The 18,304-nt window shown below is 68.9% G+C and carries 18 protein-coding genes; 11 read left to right on the top strand and 7 right to left on the bottom strand.

Annotated features, from left to right (window positions below; translation table 11 throughout):
• Positions 1-3: 3 nt before the first annotated feature.
• The 5 genes from ACQPWZ_RS01845 (at position 4) to ACQPWZ_RS01825 (ending at position 2,365) form a co-directional block, all read left to right on the top strand.
• A complete protein-coding gene (locus ACQPWZ_RS01845) occupies positions 4-327 on the top strand; it encodes a gas vesicle protein GvpG (protein WP_340471341.1) in 324 nt (107 codons plus the stop codon).
• A 121-nt stretch (positions 328-448) separates the two neighbouring features.
• Positions 449-799, top strand: a complete 351-nt coding sequence (locus tag ACQPWZ_RS01840) for a gas vesicle protein (protein WP_433573752.1) — start codon at positions 449-451, stop codon at positions 797-799.
• Complete coding sequence (locus ACQPWZ_RS01835; protein ID WP_433570404.1) at positions 796-1,782, top strand: GvpL/GvpF family gas vesicle protein; 987 nt, start codon at positions 796-798, stop codon at positions 1,780-1,782. Before ACQPWZ_RS01840 ends, ACQPWZ_RS01835 begins: the two co-directional genes overlap by 4 nt.
• On the top strand, positions 1,779-2,039 hold the full coding sequence (locus ACQPWZ_RS01830) for a gas vesicle protein (RefSeq protein ID WP_340471339.1): 261 nt from the start codon (positions 1,779-1,781) through the stop codon (positions 2,037-2,039). Before ACQPWZ_RS01835 ends, ACQPWZ_RS01830 begins: the two co-directional genes overlap by 4 nt.
• Positions 2,036-2,365: a gas vesicle protein K gene (locus ACQPWZ_RS01825; protein ID WP_327685924.1), complete on the top strand. Its 330-nt coding sequence runs from the start codon at positions 2,036-2,038 to the stop codon at positions 2,363-2,365. The genes ACQPWZ_RS01830 and ACQPWZ_RS01825 overlap by 4 nt, the downstream gene beginning before the upstream one ends.
• Before the next feature lie 37 nt (positions 2,366-2,402).
• On the opposite strand, the gene ACQPWZ_RS01820 is transcribed toward ACQPWZ_RS01825, so the two are convergent.
• Both ACQPWZ_RS01820 and ACQPWZ_RS01815 read right to left on the bottom strand, forming a co-directional pair.
• Positions 2,403-2,867, bottom strand: a complete 465-nt coding sequence (locus tag ACQPWZ_RS01820; RefSeq protein ID WP_340471337.1) for a pyridoxamine 5'-phosphate oxidase family protein — start codon at positions 2,865-2,867, stop codon at positions 2,403-2,405.
• A 159-nt stretch (positions 2,868-3,026) separates the two neighbouring features.
• Positions 3,027-3,629 carry a TIGR04222 domain-containing membrane protein gene (locus ACQPWZ_RS01815; protein ID WP_433570403.1) on the bottom strand — a complete coding sequence of 201 codons (603 nt, stop codon included), beginning with the start codon at positions 3,627-3,629 and terminating at the stop codon, positions 3,027-3,029.
• Positions 3,630-3,822: 193 nt separating this feature from the next.
• Between ACQPWZ_RS01815 and ACQPWZ_RS01810 the strand changes: the two genes are divergently transcribed.
• Complete coding sequence (locus ACQPWZ_RS01810; RefSeq protein ID WP_433570402.1) at positions 3,823-4,524, top strand: alpha/beta fold hydrolase; 702 nt, start codon at positions 3,823-3,825, stop codon at positions 4,522-4,524.
• Between the two features lie 51 nt (positions 4,525-4,575).
• Here the strand turns inward: ACQPWZ_RS01810 and ACQPWZ_RS01805 are convergent, their stop codons facing one another.
• The 3 genes from ACQPWZ_RS01805 to ACQPWZ_RS01795 all read right to left on the bottom strand — a co-directional run bounded on the left by ACQPWZ_RS01805 (position 4,576) and on the right by ACQPWZ_RS01795 (position 7,931).
• Positions 4,576-5,313 (bottom strand): class I SAM-dependent methyltransferase, encoded by a 738-nt coding sequence (locus ACQPWZ_RS01805; protein WP_433570401.1) that lies wholly within the window; start codon positions 5,311-5,313, stop codon positions 4,576-4,578.
• 339 nt (positions 5,314-5,652) lie between these two features.
• Positions 5,653-7,194 (bottom strand): M1 family metallopeptidase, encoded by a 1,542-nt coding sequence (locus tag ACQPWZ_RS01800; protein WP_433570400.1) that lies wholly within the window; start codon positions 7,192-7,194, stop codon positions 5,653-5,655.
• A gap of 296 nt (positions 7,195-7,490) precedes the next feature.
• Positions 7,491-7,931 (bottom strand): hypothetical protein, encoded by a 441-nt coding sequence (locus ACQPWZ_RS01795; RefSeq protein ID WP_433570399.1) that lies wholly within the window; start codon positions 7,929-7,931, stop codon positions 7,491-7,493.
• A 398-nt stretch (positions 7,932-8,329) separates the two neighbouring features.
• On the opposite strand from ACQPWZ_RS01795, the gene ACQPWZ_RS01790 reads away from it, so the two are divergent.
• Positions 8,330-8,575, top strand: a complete 246-nt coding sequence (locus ACQPWZ_RS01790; protein WP_433570398.1) for a DUF1801 domain-containing protein — start codon at positions 8,330-8,332, stop codon at positions 8,573-8,575.
• Positions 8,576-8,706: 131 nt separating this feature from the next.
• Positions 8,707-9,075 carry a low affinity iron permease family protein gene (locus tag ACQPWZ_RS01785; RefSeq protein ID WP_340471331.1) on the top strand — a complete coding sequence of 123 codons (369 nt, stop codon included), beginning with the start codon at positions 8,707-8,709 and terminating at the stop codon, positions 9,073-9,075.
• Between the two features lie 92 nt (positions 9,076-9,167).
• Here ACQPWZ_RS01785 and ACQPWZ_RS01780 read toward each other — a convergent pair whose 3' ends face one another.
• Entirely contained in the window at positions 9,168-9,884 is a 717-nt protein-coding gene (locus tag ACQPWZ_RS01780) for a hypothetical protein (protein ID WP_433570397.1), read from the bottom strand.
• Between the two features lie 412 nt (positions 9,885-10,296).
• Between ACQPWZ_RS01780 and ACQPWZ_RS01775 the strand changes: the two genes are divergently transcribed.
• Positions 10,297-14,010 (top strand): S8 family serine peptidase, encoded by a 3,714-nt coding sequence (locus ACQPWZ_RS01775; RefSeq protein WP_433570396.1) that lies wholly within the window; start codon positions 10,297-10,299, stop codon positions 14,008-14,010.
• Positions 14,011-14,219: 209 nt separating this feature from the next.
• Here ACQPWZ_RS01775 and ACQPWZ_RS01770 read toward each other — a convergent pair whose 3' ends face one another.
• Complete coding sequence (locus ACQPWZ_RS01770; RefSeq protein WP_340471328.1) at positions 14,220-15,551, bottom strand: NAD(P)/FAD-dependent oxidoreductase; 1,332 nt, start codon at positions 15,549-15,551, stop codon at positions 14,220-14,222.
• A gap of 289 nt (positions 15,552-15,840) precedes the next feature.
• On the opposite strand from ACQPWZ_RS01770, the gene qcrB reads away from it, so the two are divergent.
• Both qcrB and ACQPWZ_RS01760 read left to right on the top strand, forming a co-directional pair.
• Positions 15,841-17,463, top strand: coding sequence for a cytochrome bc1 complex cytochrome b subunit (gene qcrB, locus ACQPWZ_RS01765; RefSeq protein ID WP_340471327.1), 1,623 nt, complete (start codon positions 15,841-15,843; stop codon positions 17,461-17,463).
• Positions 17,464-17,571: 108 nt separating this feature from the next.
• Positions 17,572-18,300, top strand: coding sequence for an SDR family oxidoreductase (locus tag ACQPWZ_RS01760; RefSeq protein WP_433570395.1), 729 nt, complete (start codon positions 17,572-17,574; stop codon positions 18,298-18,300).
• Positions 18,301-18,304 lie beyond the last annotated feature (4 nt).

Here is an 18,304-nt window from a genome sequence, read left to right as displayed (position 1 = left end):
GGGATGGGACTGCTGACCGAAGTACTGCTGCTGCCCCTGGCACCCGTACGCGGGGTGCTGTGGGTGGCGCAGTGCGTCTCGGACGAGGCCGAGCGCCAGCTCCACTCACCCGACGCCGTTCGCCGGCAACTCGTCGAACTCAACCGCGCCCTGACCGAGGGCGAGATCGACGAGGCGACATTCGAGCGCGAGGAGGAACGTCTCCTCGATCTTCTGGAGCGACGTCAGGCCGATCGCCCCATGAGGCCCGCCCACCCCACGACGCACCCCCTGGCTTTCGGCCATCCACCGTCCGCAGCCCAGCACAGCCCGGGAGCGAGCCGATGAACGAGAGCAGCGAGCGTATGACGAGGACTGCCGCCCCCGGAACGACGACGAGGGGCATGAGGACGCGGAAGACACGGCGGACGAGGCCCGCCGCCCGAGGCGGCGCGTGATGGCGACAGGCATGGAGACATGGGACGCGGCCCCGCGGTCCGTCCAACAGGGCACGACCACCACCAACCTCGCCGACCTCCTGGAGAGGGTGCTCGACAAGGGCATCGTCATCGCCGGAGACATCAAGATCGATCTGTTGGACATCGAACTCCTGACGATCCGCCTGCGGCTTTTCGTCGCCTCCGTCGACACCGCGAAGAAGGCCGGCATCGACTGGTGGGAGACGGACCCCGCGCTCTCCTCCAAAGCGGCCAGGAGCGCCCTGGCCGAGGAGAACGAACAACTGCGGGCGAGACTCCGGGAACTGGAACCGGCCGACGACGCCGACGAGCGTCCCGCGCTGAGAAGGACGGGCCGATGAGCGACCTGTGGGGCCCGGGCACCGCCGCGTCGCCCGGACTCCGAGCGGACGGACCCGCTCCGGAGACTGCTCCGGAGGCCGCTCCGGAGACCGGGCAGGCGACCTACGTCTTCGCGGTGTGCCGGCCCGCCGCGGGAGACGTCCCCGCCGCCCGCGGCCACGCCGAGGGCGGCCCCCTGCGGACCCTGGGACTCGGGCGCCTCGCGCTCCTCGTCCAGAGCGTGCCCGCGGACGCCTTCTCCGAGGACGAACTGCGCCGCCGCCTCGGTGACCGTGCCGAGCTGGAACGCTGCGCCCGGGATCATCACGCCGCTGTCGAGGCGGCCCGTGCGTCGGGCCCGGTCATTCCGTTCCCCCTCGCGACGCTCTACCGCAGCGACCGCAGGGCCGTCGAAGCGCTCCGCGCCGGCGAACCGCGTTTCAGCGCCCTGCTCGACCGCCTGACCGGGCATGTCGAGTGGGCGGTGAAGGTCCACCTCGCGCGGCCCACCGCCGATCCGGAGCCCGCCGAAGCGACAGCCCGGCCGGCCCCGACCGGTCAGGGATCGCCGGGGCCGGGATCGTCGCGTGAGGGAACCGGCCGGGCCTACCTCAGTCGCGTGAGCGGACGCAGGAGGCAGGCGGACGAGGAGCGCCAGGCCGCATTCCGCGCGGCCGCACAGGTCGACGAAGCCGTTCGGCGGCATGCCACGGCCGCCGTACGCCACCGCCTGCACAGCGCCGAACTCACCGGCAGCAACAAGGCGCAGGTTCTCAACGCCGCCTACCTCATTGCCGAAGAGGCCTACCCCGCTTTCGTACGGACGGTGGCGGATCTGCGGGGGACTCCCGCCCTGTCGGGCATCGAGATCGACGTGACAGGCCCATGGGCCCCGTACTCCTTTGCCGAACTCGGGGACTACGCGCCGGGGCAGCCGGGCGCGGGGGCGACGGATCCGGCCGAACGCGCTTCCGCGTCGCGATCGGAGGGGAACGCGCGATGACGGAACGAGTCCTGCCGACGGTCGGCTACGCCGACCAGCCGCACCCCGTCCCCTGGGAAGGCCCGGAGACGCTCAGCCCTATCGGCGTCCCTCTGGTCGACCTTCTCGACCGCGTACTGGCCACCGGTGTCGTCGTGAGCGGCGACCTCGTTCTCGCTCTCGCCGACGTGCCGCTGGTCCGTATCTCGCTCCATGCCCTGCTCTCGTCGGTCAACGACCGTGTGCCGGCGCCCTGGCCCGACAGCGGCCCCCTGTGACGGCGGAGCGAGGGTCGGGCGTCCGGACGGCATCACTGGGGCCGGAACCGCGGCTCGACCTCGATCCCGAGCATGCGGCACGCGACCTGGCCGGCCTCGTCCTCACCGTGGTCGAACTCCTGCGCCAGCTCATGGAGCGCCAGGCCGTGCGTCGCTTCGACGACCAGAGCCTCACGCCGGAGCAGGAGGAACGTATGGGCACCGCGCTGATGCTGCTCGACGAACGCATGGACGACCTCTGTGCGCGCCACGGCCTCAAGCGATCGGACCTCAACCTCGACCTCGGTCCGCTGGGGTCTCTGCTGCCCGACGCGGGTCATCCGTAGGGCGACCGGGACGGCCGCGTCGTCTGCCCTGGCCGGGTCACAGCCAGTGGCTCTTCTGCATCACATCCCGGCCGGGCAGTTCGTTGACCTCTCGCCACGCCTGTATCTGGAGGGGCTCGATACGGAAGTACTGGTAGGGCGTGGCCAGTTCCCTGGGGTCGAACCCGGTCTTCGCGGCGAACGCGTCGCCGAGATCCCCGCCCGGCGTCCCCGTCTCCTCCCCGACCTCGATCGGTACGGCAGATCCTTCGACGAGCACCACATCGCGTGTGCCGCCCAACGCGAGCCGCACCTTGCCGCCGGCCAGCAGGTTGCGGCTGGTCGGGGAGGTACGGACGGTGGAAATGACCAAGGCGGCGCCGTCCCAGAGGAACGACAGGGGCACCAGGTAGGGGTTGCCGTCCCCGTCCGCGGTCGACACCCAGGCGTCGACATCGGCTTCGAATCGTGTGCGCACATCGTGCTGGCGCTCGGCGAGGCTGCGCGGCGGCGGGAGGGTCATGAGAGCAGACTCCTTCGTTGATCGACGAACGTTGGTGGGGCTACAAGCGGTTCGGGGACGAGCTGCCGACGACGAGGTCGTCATACGGATCAACAGACTGTGCCACGCGTTGAGTTGGCCCTCTCGACCGGGCCCCGGGAGCAACGCGGCGCTGAGGGTTCAGTCGCTGCCGCCACCACCGCCTCCGCACGAGTGGTGCCCGCCCGAAGCAGCGCTGCCGCCCGTGTCGTGGTCCGAGTCCGGTCCGGTGTCGTCAAGTGCCCTGCCCATCCGGACCAGTCGCTTGCCGAGCCCGGACGGCTGGGACGACGCTTCCCCGACGGCCCGTCGCACTCGCCTGTCCGGTACGACGGCGGGCCCGTCGAACACACAGTGGGGGAGCACTCCTTCATGACGTGCCTCCTCCAGGCTCCGCCGCCCGGTCCCGGTGGGGCGACGCCCCGACCGCGCGAGCAGACCGTACGCAACGAGTCGCGAACCGATCTCCTCCACCTCGGGCGCGGCTCTCAGCGCCGCGAACACGGCTGCCGTGCTCCTGCCACGGGGGCAGAGAGCAAGCAGTGCCCGCTCGACCCGGTGACCGCCCGCCTGTTCGTCGACGGCACGCACCCGCGTTGCCCGCAGGGTGACGGCGCCCCGTTCGCTGAGTGCGACGAGCGCGACCTCGACCACCCGCCGCGGCCCGCCGGCCAGGTAGGCGATGTCGTACACATCGAGTGTCTGCGGCGCCGTCGTGGCGGGTCGCCGAAAGAGAGTCCGCATGGCAATGCCCCCTGCCCTGCCCGGAAGTTTCCCGTTTCCGCTGTGATGTCCTGCGAGGGATCGGCCAACCCTCAAGGGCACAGGTTCAGAGGAAAACTTGAGCTCTCGGTTCGGTGGCGTGGCCCTGACCCCGCCGGTCCGCGGAATGGCCCACACCGGGGCAGTTGTCAGACCCTCGCATTACGTTGGCCCCATGGCTGACTTCGTATTGGTGCCGGGCGCATGGCTCGGATCGTGGGCGTGGGACGACGTGGTGCCGGAGCTGCGTACGGCGGGGCATGGCGCCCACCCGCTGACGCTCTCCGGACTCGCCGAGAAGCAGGGTGTGCGGGCGGGGCAGCAAGCCCATGTCCAGGACATCGTCGATGAGGTGGACCGCCTGGATCTGCGCGACGTGATTCTTGTGGGCCACAGTTACTCGGGCATTCCGGTCGGTCAGGCGGCCGAGCGCATCGGTGACCGCCTGAGGCGTGTGGTCTTCGTCGACTCGAACGTCCCGGCCGACGGCGGATCCTTCGCCTCCAGCTGGTGGCAGGGACAATCGGCGTTCGAGGCATCGATCGCGGAGCACGGAGGGTTCTGGGCCCTGCCGACCGCGGCCGACTGCGAAGGCCAAGGGCTCACGGACGAACAGATCGCCCGGTTCGTGGACCGCGCCACACCACACCCCGGCGCCACGCTGACCGAGCCCGCGGTACTCACGCGTCCGCTCGGTGAGCTTCCGGCGACCTACATCAAATGCCTGCTCGACGGTCCCGAGCCGAGCGACGACGTGGCCAAGCTGCTCACCGGTGAGCGGTGGCGGCTGGTCGAGATGAACACCGGCCACTGGCCGATGTTCTCCCAGCCGCACGAGCTGGCGGAGATCCTGCTCGGAGCGGCCGAGGGGGCCTGACGCAGAGGGGGCGGCGCACCCGATCGGCTCCACCCGCCCCCACGTCCCGCGCTACGGCCGTCCGTTCCGGCGGAACAGCGCCGTCCAGAGGAAGGGTTCGCCGAAGCAGGGGGACTGCGCCGGTTCGTCGTGCATCCGGCGCAGTTCGACCTCCTCCAGGTCGGAGAAGACCCACCGGAGGGACTCCGGTGTATAGGCGAGACCGCCGTGGAGGCGGGTCTGGCGGTAGAACTCCTGATCGCCGAGCTCGGACCCCATCCCACCGGCCGCGAAACAGGTCAGGGCGAAGTGTCCGCCGGGAGCCAGGCATCGGTCGAGGAGTGCGAGGTAGCTGATGCGTCGGTGCGGTGGCAGATGGTGGAAGCAGCCGGAGTCGTGGATCAGGTCGTAGGGACCGTTCAGTGCGGTGCCGGTGAGGGCGAAGGCGTCACCGCGGTGGAAGCGGATCCCGGCGCCCGCCTCGCGGGCGCGGTCCTGGGCCCAGGCGATGGCCGCGGGGGAGAGGTCCACGGCATCCACCTCGAAGCCCAGCGAGGCAAGATGCAGCGCATTACGCCCCGGCCCGCACCCCAGATCGAGGGCGCGCCCGGGAGTGATCAGACCGCGGTCGAGATACGAGACGAGATTCTCGTCCGGCTTGTCCACGAAGAACGGCACCGGCTTGGAGCGGTCGGCGTAGAAAGCGTCCCACCACGACCCTGCGTCGGCAGTCCACCGGTCGGCGTCCGGCGCGAAGAGGCCGTCCAGAAGCCTCAGTACGTCCTCGGTCGTGCGGATGTTCCGGTCCATCCGGCCCCCTTTCGCCCGATGGAAAGCGTAGGCTTCGAAGAAGCAAAACCCCAGCTCAGATGGCGTGCGCGGATGCCGCCACCGGCTCCGTCAGGGACTCCCGGTCGTACGAGAAGGCCGCCACCCGCGAGGGGTGTCGATGCGTCACCCAGGCCCCGGCTGAGGGCCACGCAGGGCCGTTCCCCGGCGGCCGCGACATGCCCGCTTCCAGCGCGACGGGGTTGCGCCTCTGGCCCGCAGCGACACCCGGCAAACGGGGCCGTCGCCCACGGCGCGGCGAGCCGTCGGACTTCGCGTCCGACAGGCCCACCGTGCCGGGGAGACCGGAAACCCGACGCCTCAGAGAGTCGCGCTCGCGTGGTCGTGCGGGGCGTGCATCTCTTCCTTCCAAGCCGTCGAGTTGGTCGGCGGTGTCACCGTCCAGTCCGGATGGCCGGGCATGCGCGGCGTCTTCGTGCCGTACAGCCACTCATGGAGGAAGCCGGACAGGTCCTGGCCCGACACCTGGGAGGCCACGGCGATGTAGTCGGCCGTGGAGGCGCTGGAGTTGCGGTACTTGTGGAGGAAGCTGTGCTCGATCCGGCGGAAGGTGTCGTCGCCGACGAGGGTCCACAGGGCGTAGAGAACGAGCACGCCGCCCGTGTACCGCTGACTGTGGAAGAGGTTCGCGGCGGTCGGTGCCGCGACGGGGCCGGCGTCCTTGCGCCACTGGTCACCGCGGGAGTAGACGTCCTTCATCCGGGCTTCCATGCTGGTCAGTCCCAGTGAGTCGGGCCAGCCGCGCTCGTACCGGTAGAGCAGACCGTAGTAGTCGGCATGCCCTTCGTTGATCCACAGATCGGACCAGGTGGCGGGTGCCACCAGGTTGCCGAACCAGGAGTGGACCAGTTCGTGCATCATGTGCGAGCCGATCAGCTTCTCCTCCTGGAGGAGGTAGTTCGGCTTGTAGATGGTGAGCGTCTGGGTCTCCAGACCGGTGAAGTCGAACGCGTCGGGTGCGTCCGTGTTGGCCGGCAGGATGCCGTACGCCTCGAAGGGGTATCGGCCCAGTCGCTGCTCGACCCAAGTCAGTTGAGCCGGTGTGAGAGCGAGAGCCGGTTCGAGGGCGGCGGCGCGAGCGGTCGGGACGACGTCCCGCAGACGCATGCCGCTCGGTCCCTGCCGCTCGACTATTCGGTAGTCGCCCACCGTGACCTGCACGACTTCGGTGGCTATCGGGTCGCGCGAGCGGTAGGCAAACGTTGTCATGCCGTCGACGGTTCTGGTGGAGACGAGCGAACCGGTTGCGACGCCCTGCAGGCCTTCGGGGACCGTCACCTTGAAGGTGAAGTTCGCCTTGTCGCTCGGATGGTCGTTGCACGGGAAGACCGTGCGCGCCAGATCCGGCTGACAGGCGACGGCGAATCCGTCTGGCGTCGGCACCCAGCCGTTGTAGGGAGGCTTGATCTTGCGCGGGTCGGCGACATAGTCGACACGTATGACGAACTTCCTGTGCTTGCGTACGCAGGCCGCCGGTGTGACGACCAGCTTCTCGGCCGCCTGCTCGAACGTCGCCTTGCGGTGGTCCAGCCATACGCCCTGGACGACCGGACCGAGCAGATCCAGCGAGAAGCGCGAGAGATCCTGTGTGGCGCGGGCCGTGATGGTCACGGACGCATCGACCAACTGGGTGTCGGCACGGTAGGTGAAGTCGAGCAGGTAGTCCGAGACCCGGTATCCGGTGTTGCCGAGTACGGGGTAGACCGGGTCGCCCAGGCTGTCGCCGCCGGGCGTCCCACCACCGTGGGAGCCCTGCGCTCGCGCGGTCGGGGAGAGAGTTAAGGCAGCAGCTGTGCCGAGAAGCGCGGCCGCCGGGGCCGTCACTCGGGTGCGGTTTCGCATGCGTCTCTTTCGTTGTGGTCCGTGGGGCCAGAGGTGTCGGGCATGAGAGGGGACGCGGTCGGTCGCGCCACGGTTCTCGGCACCGGTGTTGGTTGTACGGCGACTGGCCGATGCACCGCATACCACCGTGAGGCCGGTGGGTTGGGAGCATGATCGGCACGGAGGCGGGTGAGCGCAACCCGGGCGGGGTGCGGGTGGCCTGGCGACCGGTCATGTATCGCCCGTGGGCGGACGTGTGGCCGCCCGGTCACGGCACCGGTCGACGTACGCGGCCCGTGCCGGCCCTCCCCGGATGCTCAATCGACAAGCAGTGCCGCGAGACGCTGCGCCGTCTTCTGTCCGGCGCGCTGCTTGATCAGACCCTCCTTGGCGGCGGCTCGCAGCTTCACGGCGCAGCCCTCGCCCCCCGGCAGTGCGTCGACGAAGACCGTGACCACGACAGGGTTCATGCCGCCGAACCCGCCACCCGTGACCACCCGTACCGCCATGGCGTCCGCGCGGAGTTCCGTGCCGGGGACCGCGTGGTCGAATCTCGGGCCCGCCTGGTCCAGGACGCGGACGACTCTTCCCAGGGCTTCCGCGAACGGCAGAGGCAGGATCAGGTCGATCTCGTGGACGTTCTTCTTCATCCGGCGGGCGATGCGCCCCGTCATTCCTCCTGCCGCGCCCACGGAGGACGCCACGGCGGCGAGTTGGCGGGCGAGGATCTCGTCCTCGCCCAGGTCCATGCCGTCCATGCTGCCCTCCCGTACGGCACGATCGTGCCCCGCCCGTGTGATCTCTCGTCGAGCCCGAACACTACGAGCGGTCAACCGGGTCCGCAACGCTCTCCTAGGGCGGCGGCCGCCGCGGCCCGTTCGTCGTACCCCCGGGGCGCCGACTTCGCCCGGACGCCGGGATGAGCGGTGCGCACTAGTCCCGCGGCGCGCATTCCCCCCGCCGTGTGCGATGAGTTTCGCGACTGCCGTCGGTCTGCCTCTCGAACACCGGAGATCATCATCTGACGGAGGCACAGACCATGGCGAAGTTCGAGACTGTCGAGGCATACGTGGAGTCCCTCGACGCGCCGCTGCGAGACATCGCCGAGCACGCACGGAAGACCGTCGATGCGGCCCTCATCGGCGTCTAAGCCGCCATGTGGCACGGACATCCCGTGTGGAGCCTGGGCGAAGCACCGGGAAAGCAGCCGGTCGCGCTGATCAAGGCGTACGGCTCGTACGTGACCTTCGCCCTGTGGCGCGGGCAGTCCGTGACGGACCCTTCCGGCCGGCTGGAGGCGGCATCGCGGGAGATGGCTCAGGTCAAGCTCCGCTCGGTGGCAGACATCGACGCCGACCTGTTCACCGGTTGGCTTCACCAGGCGCGCGACCTGGAGGCCTGATCCCGGCCCGGCCCGGCTCCGCACCGCGCACCGGGGAGCCTGCGGTGCGGCGGCGCCGCAGGCCCTCGCAACCAGGTGAACGGTTGCAGACGACTCAGGTGTGTTCACCCGTGACCGGGTAGATGGCATGCATGACCTTCCAGCACCCCTCCGACCGGGACGGCGACCGCCGGGGCTGGTTCTCCCGTCTCGCGGAGAACGCCTCGAACTTCACCAGTTCTCCGGCGTTCTTCGGCTTCTGCCTGGTCCTCGTGGCCGTGGTCATCACCACCCATGCCCTCAAGCTGCCGCTCGAATGGCTGATGCTCACCGGCGAGACGATGACCGCCGTCACGCTGCTCCTCCTCGCTCTGCTCAAGAACTCCGAACGACGAGCCGAGCACGCGATCCAGCGGAAGCTGGACGCCATCGCGGCGGCGTTGCTGGAGGTCCAGGAGCGCGAGCCGGGCGAAGCGGTCCGGAGCCTGCAGGAGGCCATCCGGATGGAAGAGGAGACCTGAGGAGCGCGGTCGCCGGCACGGGTCCCCGTGAGGCAGCCCCGGCAGGTGCCACATCCACAGGCCTGTCGACCTTCGTTGCGCAGCCCCTCCTGCTACTCCTTTTCGACCGCCGTGACGTAGTGGTCCCGGTGCCCCTTCGCATCCAGAAGTTCCTTGAGTTGATGCACGGTGCTTGCATTCAGGGTCTCGATTTCCGCCCTGTGGTCCGCGAGCTCCTCGGCGACCTCGTCGAGCGTGATGGCCACCTTCTCGTCCTTTTCGTGAGCCTCCCAATCGGTGAGCCTGATGCGCGTCACCTCGCCCTTGAGACCCAGCGTGTCCTCCACACCCGAGATGATCAGGTAGTAGTTCTTCTGGAGGATCGTGTGCTCTGCGATCATCTGGACGGCGCTCTGGGGCGACAGGATTGCTGTGATCGAATTGGCGGCGAAGTTGAAGAACTTCAGCCTCCTCTTGCCCTTCGGATTGGGCCGGGCGAACGACGGATTGAGCGTTCCCTGAGCCCACCCCATGTCGAGGGGGTTGAGGGCGCTCTTGACCTTGGGTGAGCCGTGATCGCCGCGGAGGTGCAGATACTGCCCGTACTGCAGATGAATGGGCTTGTCCGCGTACATGTTCACGAGTTTGTGGTTCTTGTGCCGCATGAGGTACACGATGAACCGGTCGAACGGCTTGTGACTGTGCAGGATGAAGCGGTTGCTTGCTCCCGATCCCTCGTCCTGTCCGCTGACCGTGTGCAACAGCGGGGCGTCGTCCTTGTCGACGTCGATGACTTGCACCTGATTGGCGGGCTCGGGACTGGTGGCCATGGCGAGGGCTCCCTTCGGACGATCGTGAGTGCGCGGCTCTGTCGCTGAGGCACGCATATGTGTGGAATCGAGAATTCGAGGATTGCACGTGCCCAAAGGGTGGGCAACGGTCCGAACAGCCCACAAAACATGGCGTGTTCATCGAGCCGGCAACTGACGTCCGGCCCTTCACTCGCGCATCGCTTTCCTCGTGGCGAAGCGTCACCGCAGCGCTCACGCAGGCCGAGCCGATCGGTGTCGCGGCCGAGAGCGTCCAGGGCGACGCCCTCGCGGCACCACGACCACAAGGGGACCGGCCGCGTCGCAACTGTGCCATGTCACAAGTGCGTCGGCGCCGGCCCATTGAGCATGGCCGGAGGCGGCCGGACGATCAGGTCTTCCACCTCGCAGATTCTGAGGAGTCGCCTTGCGCATGGTTCCCTTCCCCAGACCCGGGCTGATCGCGCTCGGCGTGGTCACCGCCCTGGCGGTCGGGGGCATACCGGCCGCCACCGCCGTATCCGCGCACCCGGCCGGTGTCGCGTCGTCCGCCGGGGCCGCACAACGGTCACCCGGCAAGGACAGCACGCACACGGTCACGCTGATCACGGGCGACAAGGTCACGATCGGTACCGCCGCCGACGGCACCGTCATCCGGTCCTTCGAGGGCGCGGGCCCGGCCACCACCGGGTACCACCGCGCCGTCATCGACGGTGCGACGTACGTCTATCCCGACTCGGTCCTGCCGTACATCAGCGCCGGCAACCTCGACAAGCGGCTGTTCAACGTGACGCAGCTGATCGCCGACGGCTTCGACGACGCGCACGCCGACCGGCTGCCGCTCATCGTGAACTACACCGACGCCGCGGCCAAGACCCGGACCCTGCCCAAGGTTGCCGGTTCGAGCGTCGTCCGCCGGCTGGACAGCGTGCAGGGCGCCTCCGTCGCACAGAATCGCGACAAGGCCACGGCCTTCTGGTCTGCCCTCACCGGCAACGCGGCCTCGGTGTCCGCTCGTTCGGCGAAGCCGGCGTTCGCCAGCGGCATCGCCCGGGTGTGGCTGGACGGCAAGGTGAAGGCCGACCTGTCCGAATCGACCGCGCAGATCGGCGCGCAGCAGGTCTGGGAGGAGGGCAACACCGGCAAGGCCGTCAAGGTGGCGGTCCTCGACACCGGCGTGGACCCCGAACACCCTGACCTTGCCGAACAGATCGACGCCGGCGTCAACTTCGTCCCGTACGAGCAGGACTTCCTCGACTACCACGGTCATGGCACGCACGTCGCCTCGACCATCGCCGGCACCGGAAGCGCCTCCGAAGGCAAGGAGCGGGGAGTCGCCCCCGGCGCCCGGCTGCGGATCGGCAAGGTGCTCGACAACGAGGGCCGTGGCCAGGAATCCTGGATCATCGCGGGTATGGAATGGGCCGCCCGCGACCAGCAGGCCAAGATCATCAACATGAGCCTGGGCGGCGCGGGAGACCACACCGACCCGATGAGCGCGGCTGTCGACCGGCTCAGCCGTGAGACGGGCGCACTGTTCGTCGTCGCGTCGGGCAACGGCGGCCCGCGGACCATCAGCAGCCCCGGTGCCGCGGACTCCGCGCTGACCGTGGGCGCCGTCGACTCCGCGGACCGGCTCGCCGAGTTCTCCAGCCAGGGGCCGCGTGACGGCGACGCCGGTGTGAAGCCGGAAATCACCGCTCCCGGTGTGGACATCCTCGCGGCCCGCACCCACTACAAGCGCGGCGGCTCGGGCCACTACACCACGATGACCGGTACGTCGATGGCGACACCGCACGTCGCCGGTGCCGCCGCGCTGTTGGCCGCCGCGCACCCGGACTGGACCGGGGCGCGGCTCAAGGAGGCACTGGTCAGCAGCGCGAAGGCCACCCCCTCCTACTCGCCGTACGAGGCGGGCGCCGGGCGGCTCGACGCCGCCGCGGCGGTGCACGCCACGGTCTTCGCGACCGTCAGCGCACACTCCGGTTTCCACACCTGGCCTCCGAAGCCAGGAGAGACCGACGTCCGGAAGGTGACGTACACCAACGTCGGCGACGCCCCGGTCGCCCTCGATCTGGCGGTCGATGCCGGCACCACCCCGGCGGGGATGTACCGCCTCTCCGACAGCCGGGTCACCGTTCCTGCCCACGGCATCACCACGGTCTCCGTGACCGCGGACCTGGAACGGCTGCCGGCCGACCAGCCGGTCAGCGGCATGGTCACCGCCACGGACAGCGCAGGAAAGGTCCGTGCCCGCACCCTGATCGGTGGAGCGAGAGAGGGAGTGCGGCGCACTCTGACCGTCGTCGCCAAGGACCGGGCGGGCAAGCCGCTGACCGGCCGAGTCCACGTCATCTCCGAGCGCCTCGTCACGACCATGGACGTCGCGAACGGCACCGGCACGATGCGGCTGCCCGAAGGCAGTTACAGCGGATGGATCCACGCCGACGTCCAGGGGGCGAACGGGCCCCACTCACTGGGCATGGCGGTACTCGGCTTCAACGACGTGCAGCTCGATCAGGACCGTACCGTCACCCTGGACGGCCGCAAGGCGCGTCAGATCCTCGCGCGCGCACCGAAGCAGACCACGGCCGTCGCACCGCGCCTGGACGTCGAACGCTCCTTCGCCCGCACTCTGTTCGCGTCGTCCATGCTGCCCAACCCGTCCTACGACAGCATCTGGGCTCTGCCGACCGGCAAGAAGGTCACGGAGGGCAGGTTCGAGTTCGGTGCCCGCTTCCGCCTCGAGCAGCCTGCGCTGACCGTGGGCACCGGGGCGCAGACCTACGCCGACCCGCTGGTCAAGCGTGCGGCCAAGCCGCTCCCGGCCGGCACCAGGACACTCAAGGCTGTCTTCGCCGGCGAGGGTTCTGCGGGGCAGTTGGCCCGGCACGACGTGCGCGGACTGGCCGTCGTGGTGCGGCGCAGCGACACCGTCGCCATCCGGGAGCAGGCGGAAGCCGCCGCCGCGGCGGGCGCGAGCCTTCTCCTGGTCGTCAACGACGGCATCGGCCGCCTTCAGCCCTGGGACGAGCATGCGTACAGCCCCGAGAGCCCGGCCCCACTGACCGTGGCGACGCTCGACGCCGACCAGGGCGCAGACCTGATCAACCGGCTGCGACGCGGCGGAGCCGTACTGAAGGTCGCCTCGCACCCCACCACCGAGTACCTCTACGACGTGGTGCACCACTGGTCCGCAGCCGTGCCGGCGGAGCCGACCTGGCGTGTGCAGCCGGGCGGACTGGCCCGGGCGGACGTCTCCTTCCGCAACCACCGGCCCGGCAAGGCGAACGAGTTCCGGTACGACGCCTGGCAGGGCTGGACCGCCGGTAACCAGCTCATCGCTCCCGCCCAGGGCGAGCGGACCGACTGGGTCACCGCCGACGCCGACTGGGTGGAGGCGGCGAACATCGCCGGTGAGACCGGGCAGCGGTCGATCGACCTTCTGCGCTACGCACCCGGGAAGACCGGCAAGGTCAGCTGGTTCGGTCCGATCCAGCGGCCCCGGATGGCTCCGGGCACCTTCCAGCCGGTTCGCTACCTCGACACGATGTACGTGCCCGCGCCGGGCTGGGGCGACTCCGGTGCCGGCCATGTCGGAGACGCCTACGCGAACTTCGGCGTGGCCAACCGGGTGTCGCTCCATCAGGGCGACCGCGAGCTCACCTGGAGCAACGCCGAGCGGCTGACCTCTCCGCAACTCGCCGCAGAGCGCCTGCCCTACCGGCTGGTGGTCGACAACAACCGCGGCGCCTGGGAACACCCCTACTCGACACGCACGCTGACCGAGTGGAACTTCACCTCGGCGGCGACCGGCCCCGAGTCGACCGCGTCACTGCCGCTGATCCAGCTCGACTACGGCGTGGACACCGACAAGGCCGGCCGTGCGGACCGGCGTGCCGGGCTGACGGTGACCGCATCTCATCTGCCGGGCACGACGGCCGCCATCTCAAAGCCCGTCGTCGAGGTCTCCTACGACGACGGGGCGACCTGGCACCGGTCCGATCTCGGCCGTGACGGTGACGGATGGCGGACGAGCCTCAAGGCCCCGACGAAGGCCGGCTTCGTGAGCCTGCGGGTCACCGGACGGGACAGCGCCGACAACACCGTGTCGCAGACGATCACCCGGGCTTTCGGCCTGCGCTGATACCTCACGACAACGCGCACACGGGCGGGACCGCAGCCGGCGGCCCCGCCCGCCGCCGTCGGCACGGCGGCGATCCGGTCCTCACGTCCCACCGGAGAACCCGGTCCACTGCGCGACCGGCGCACCACGGGTCCAGCCGCCGGGGAGGGCACGCTGCGCCGGCCGATCGGCTGCCGCTCCCGCGCTGCGGGGAACCGTCCGAGGCCGGCCTACGCGGGTAGGGATTTCTCTCCCTGGTACAGCTCGGTGTGCTCGAAGTGCGGGAGTGTGGCGGGGCGGCCGCGCTGGAAGCCGGTACTGACGAAATCGTCTCCGGTGGTGGCGTTCAGTGCCCAGTTCGCCGCCACGCGGGCTCGGGCAGTGAGGGTGGGCAGAGCGAACAGGTGGTAGCCGCGAGCGACCGCCTGCGCCGGCAGGCCGGACAGCTCGATGCCGAGCGGCCGCGAGACCGCGTAGGCGTCACCGAGGTCGACGACAAGGCCCAAGTCCCGGTGGTAGTAGGGCTTCATGGGGCGGCCGCGCAGGGTGGCCGCGATGTTCCGGGCCACGGCCTTGCCCTGGCGCTGCGAGTGCTGGGCGGTCGGTGGCGTGATGAAGCCCTCGCCCCGGGCCAGGTCCGGCACCGCCGCGGCATCCCCGACGGCGAAGACACCGGGTGCTCCCGGTACGTCCATCTGCGGCGTGGTGGCGAGCCGACCTCCGACCAGGTCCGCTTCGACGGTCTTCACGAGCGGACTCGCGGCGACTCCCGCTGTCCACACCAGCGTCCTGGTGGGCAGGGTGCGTCCGTCCGTGAGTTCGACGGAACGCGGGGTCAGCCGGGTGACGCTGGTCTCCAGGGAGATCTCGATGCCGCGCTTGCGCAGCGCCTGGATCGCCTTGTCGCCGAGGTGCTCGCCGATCTCCGGGAGGAGCCGCGGGGCGATGTCCACCAGGTGCCAGCTGAGCTGCGAGGGATCGAGTCGCGGGAACCTGTTCACCGCCGCCTGGGTGAGCAGGTGCAGGGCGGCGGCCGTCTCGGTGCCGGCATAGCCGCCGCCGACCACGACGAACCGCAGCCGTTCGGCACGCTCCTGGGGGTCGGTGGCGATCGCCGCGGCATCGAGCTGCCCGATCACGTGGTCGCGCAGGTAGGCCGCCTGGGCCAGCGTCTTCATCCCGAGGGCGTACTCGCTCACGCCGGGGATGCCGAGGAGCCGGGTCGTGCTGCCGGCGGCGAGCAGCAGGATGTCGTAGTGCAGATCGCGCTGCGGCCCCTCGGCTGTGAGCACGCTCACGCGCCGTTGCCCGGGGTCCACTCCGACGGCGATACCGGGGATGTACCGGCTCCGGCGCAGTCGCCGGCGCAGGGAGACCGCGACGGACTGCGGGGTCAGCAGTCCCGAGGCCACGTGCGGCAGGAGCGGCAGATAGAGCTGGTAGTCGTCCGGTGAGACCAGGACCAGTTCCGCTTCTCCAGGGCGCAGGATCTTCTCCAGACGGCGCAGGCATTCCACGCCCGCGAACCCACCTCCGACCACCAGGACGCGGGGAAGGGGCATGACGGACCTCCTGTCCGTACGTGAGGAGACGCCCTTTCATGGTCACCCCGCGAGCACGTGCCCGCACGATCTGCGGTGTGTGCCCGCGCCGCCACGGTCGTGCGAGTGGCAGCGGCCGTACAGGACCGCCGTCGCACACTCCCTCCGCAGGCTGGTTCGCCGAAATTGGTCATCGAATGACTGTGAGTCACCCGGCAGACACCTGGGGTGATTGGCATACTCCGTGTCGATAGGACCACATGTGCCGCATTTGTGTGGCGACGTCTACCGGATGGATGAAGACGGAACTATGGACACTGGGGCGCCGGCGAGCCGGGGGCGTGCACATCGTGGAGAGAAGCTCGCCGACTGGGCTGACGGGCGGGTGGGTGTTTTCGGCCTGGCGAAGGCCAATATGCGCAAGATCTTTCCCGACCACTGGTCCTTCATGCTGGGGGAGATCTGCCTCTACAGCTTTGTCGTCATCATCCTCACCGGGATCTATCTGACGATGTTCTTCCACCCGTCGATGAACGAGGTGGAGTACCACGGCAGCTACATCCCCATGCAGGGCATCCTGATGAGCGAGGCGTACGCCTCCACACTTGCCATCAGTTTCGACGTCCGCGGTGGTCTGCTCATCCGTCAGATCCACCATTGGGCCGCGGTCATCTTCATCGCCGGCATGTTCGTGCACATGATGCGCGTCTTCTTCAACGGCGCGTTCCGCAAACCGCGCGAGATCAACTGGCTGCTCGGCTTCCTGCTGCTCGTCCTTGGAATGTTCACCGGCTTCACCGGCTACTCGCTGCCGGACGACCTGCTCTCGGGCACCGGTGTGCGCCTCACCCAGGGCCTGATCCTGGCGGTACCGCTGGTCGGCACGTACCTGTCGATGTTCCTGTTCGGCGGTGAATACCCCGGGACGGACATCGTGTCGAGGTTCTACTCCATTCACATCCTCCTGCTGCCCGGCATCATGGTGGGCCTGCTGGTGGGGCACCTGATCCTGCTCTTCTTCCATAAGCACACGCAGTACGCGGGGGCCGGCAGGAAGAACCAGAACATCGTGGGCATGCCGTTCTTCCCGATCTATCTGGCCAAAGCAGGAGGCTTCTTCTTCCTGGTCTTCGGTGTCATCGCGATTCTCGCCGCCATCGCGACCATCAACCCGATCTGGACCATCGGCCCGTACCGGCCGGATCAGGCGGGGGCGGGTGCTCAGCCCGACTGGTACATGGGCTTCGCCGAGGGTCTCGTGCGGGCGATGCCCGGCTGGGAGATCGACTTCTGGGGTCACACCCTGGCTCTGGGAGTCCTCATTCCGCTGGTGGTGTTCGGTCTGTACCTCGCCGTGATCGCGGTCTATCCGTTCATCGAATCCTGGATCACCGGTGACGATCGCGAGCACCACATCCTCGACCGGCCGCGCAATGTCCCGACCCGCACCGCCCTCGGAGTCGCCTGGTCCGTCGGCTACATCGTGATGCTCATCGGAGGGGGCAACGACATCGTCGCGACCCACTTCGATCTGTCGATCAACCACGTCACCTGGTTCGTCCGCTTCGCTCTCTTCGCCGGCCCCGTCGTCGCATTCATCGTCACCAAGCGGATCTGCCTCGGCCTTCAGCGACGTGACAGGGACAAGGTGCTGCACGGACGGGAATCAGGTGTCATCACACGTCTTCCGCACGGCGAGTTCGTCGAGATTCACGAGCCGGTTTCCCAGGGCCAGTTGTACCTGCTCACCGCGCATGAGCAGTACGAGTCCGGGGAGGTCGCGCCGAGCGTCGGAACCGGCCAGGAGGGACGCGAACCCACGCGTGCCGAGAGGCTGCGTGCCATGCTCAGAAGGGGCTATTTCGGCAAGAACAACCAGGTCCCGAAGGTGACCGTCGAGGAGTTCGAGGACAGCAACCGTAGCCATTCCTAGCGTGGAGGTGTGCGGGCCCACTCCTGGCGTGGAGCAGTTGCAGGCCCGCCCGCGGAAGCGCTTCCTGGAGATGGGCCCGAATCCGGGGTGGACCAGAGAGGTGGAGAGATGAAGATCGCCGTCATCGGAGGAACCGGCCTGATCGGGTCGCAGGTCGTGAAGAACCTGAATGCCCAAGGCCACGAGGCGACACCGTGCTCCCCGTCGACGGGAGTCGACATCATCACCGGTGAGGGCCTGGACGATGCCGTCGCCGGCACCGATGTGGTCGTGAACCTGGCGAACTCTCCCACGTTCGACGCCGCCTCGCTCGACTTCTTCCGTACCTCCATGGGCAACCTCCTCGCGGCGAGCGACAAGGCGCACGTCCGGCACTTCGTCATCCTCTCCATCATCGGCGTCGACCACGTACCGGACATGGACTACTACCGGGCGAAGGTGCTTCAGGAAGACCTGCTCAAGGACGGGCCCATTCCGTACTCCATCGTGCGCGCCACCCAGTTCATGGAGTTCATGGACACGGTCATCTCGGCCTCGACCGAGGGGGACACGGTCCGCCTCTCCCGCACGCCCATTCAGCCCATCGCGGCCGCGGACGTCGCCGCGGCCGTCAGCGAGGTCGCTGTCGGTGACCCTCTGAACGGCGTCCTCAAGATCGCAGGACCCGACATCTACGCCCTCGACGAGCTCGGCCGGCTCACCCTCACCACCAAAGGGGACGCGCGCTCCGTCGTCACCGACGACGGTGCGGGCATGTTCGTCGCCATCCCGGGAGATGTCCTCACGGATCGCAGCGCCCGCCTCGCGCCCACCCACTACACCGACTGGCTCGCCTGACCGG

The organism is Streptomyces sp. CA-251247 (assembly GCF_050952975.1).
In the GTDB taxonomy this organism is placed as follows: domain Bacteria; phylum Actinomycetota; class Actinomycetes; order Streptomycetales; family Streptomycetaceae; genus Streptomyces; species Streptomyces achmelvichensis.
Note: the sequence above shows the minus strand (reverse complement) of the source record. Positions and strands in the feature narration are given on the sequence as shown.

What these genes read in the sequence shown, in the direction of transcription:
- ACQPWZ_RS01835 (WP_433570404.1), top strand. Translation starts at nt 796, where the DNA reads ATGAGCGACCTGTGGGGCCCGGGCACCGCCGCGTCGCCCGGACTCCGA.
- ACQPWZ_RS01800 (WP_433570400.1), bottom strand. Translation starts at nt 7,194, where the DNA reads ATGCGAAACCGCACCCGAGTGACGGCCCCGGCGGCCGCGCTTCTCGGC.
- ACQPWZ_RS01785 (WP_340471331.1), top strand. Translation starts at nt 8,707, where the DNA reads ATGACCTTCCAGCACCCCTCCGACCGGGACGGCGACCGCCGGGGCTGG.
- ACQPWZ_RS01760 (WP_433570395.1), top strand. Translation starts at nt 17,572, where the DNA reads ATGAAGATCGCCGTCATCGGAGGAACCGGCCTGATCGGGTCGCAGGTC.
- ACQPWZ_RS01810 (WP_433570402.1), top strand. Translation starts at nt 3,823, where the DNA reads ATGGCTGACTTCGTATTGGTGCCGGGCGCATGGCTCGGATCGTGGGCG.
- ACQPWZ_RS01795 (WP_433570399.1), bottom strand. Translation starts at nt 7,931, where the DNA reads ATGGACGGCATGGACCTGGGCGAGGACGAGATCCTCGCCCGCCAACTC.
- ACQPWZ_RS01770 (WP_340471328.1), bottom strand. Translation starts at nt 15,551, where the DNA reads ATGCCCCTTCCCCGCGTCCTGGTGGTCGGAGGTGGGTTCGCGGGCGTG.
- ACQPWZ_RS01845 (WP_340471341.1), top strand. Translation starts at nt 4, where the DNA reads ATGGGACTGCTGACCGAAGTACTGCTGCTGCCCCTGGCACCCGTACGC.
- qcrB (WP_340471327.1), top strand. Translation starts at nt 15,841, where the DNA reads ATGGACACTGGGGCGCCGGCGAGCCGGGGGCGTGCACATCGTGGAGAG.
- ACQPWZ_RS01805 (WP_433570401.1), bottom strand. Translation starts at nt 5,313, where the DNA reads ATGGACCGGAACATCCGCACGACCGAGGACGTACTGAGGCTTCTGGAC.
- ACQPWZ_RS01820 (WP_340471337.1), bottom strand. Translation starts at nt 2,867, where the DNA reads ATGACCCTCCCGCCGCCGCGCAGCCTCGCCGAGCGCCAGCACGATGTG.
- ACQPWZ_RS01775 (WP_433570396.1), top strand. Translation starts at nt 10,297, where the DNA reads ATGGTTCCCTTCCCCAGACCCGGGCTGATCGCGCTCGGCGTGGTCACC.
- ACQPWZ_RS01815 (WP_433570403.1), bottom strand. Translation starts at nt 3,629, where the DNA reads ATGCGGACTCTCTTTCGGCGACCCGCCACGACGGCGCCGCAGACACTC.
- ACQPWZ_RS01830 (WP_340471339.1), top strand. Translation starts at nt 1,779, where the DNA reads ATGACGGAACGAGTCCTGCCGACGGTCGGCTACGCCGACCAGCCGCAC.
- ACQPWZ_RS01790 (WP_433570398.1), top strand. Translation starts at nt 8,330, where the DNA reads ATGTGGCACGGACATCCCGTGTGGAGCCTGGGCGAAGCACCGGGAAAG.
- ACQPWZ_RS01780 (WP_433570397.1), bottom strand. Translation starts at nt 9,884, where the DNA reads ATGGCCACCAGTCCCGAGCCCGCCAATCAGGTGCAAGTCATCGACGTC.
- ACQPWZ_RS01840 (WP_433573752.1), top strand. Translation starts at nt 449, where the DNA reads ATGGAGACATGGGACGCGGCCCCGCGGTCCGTCCAACAGGGCACGACC.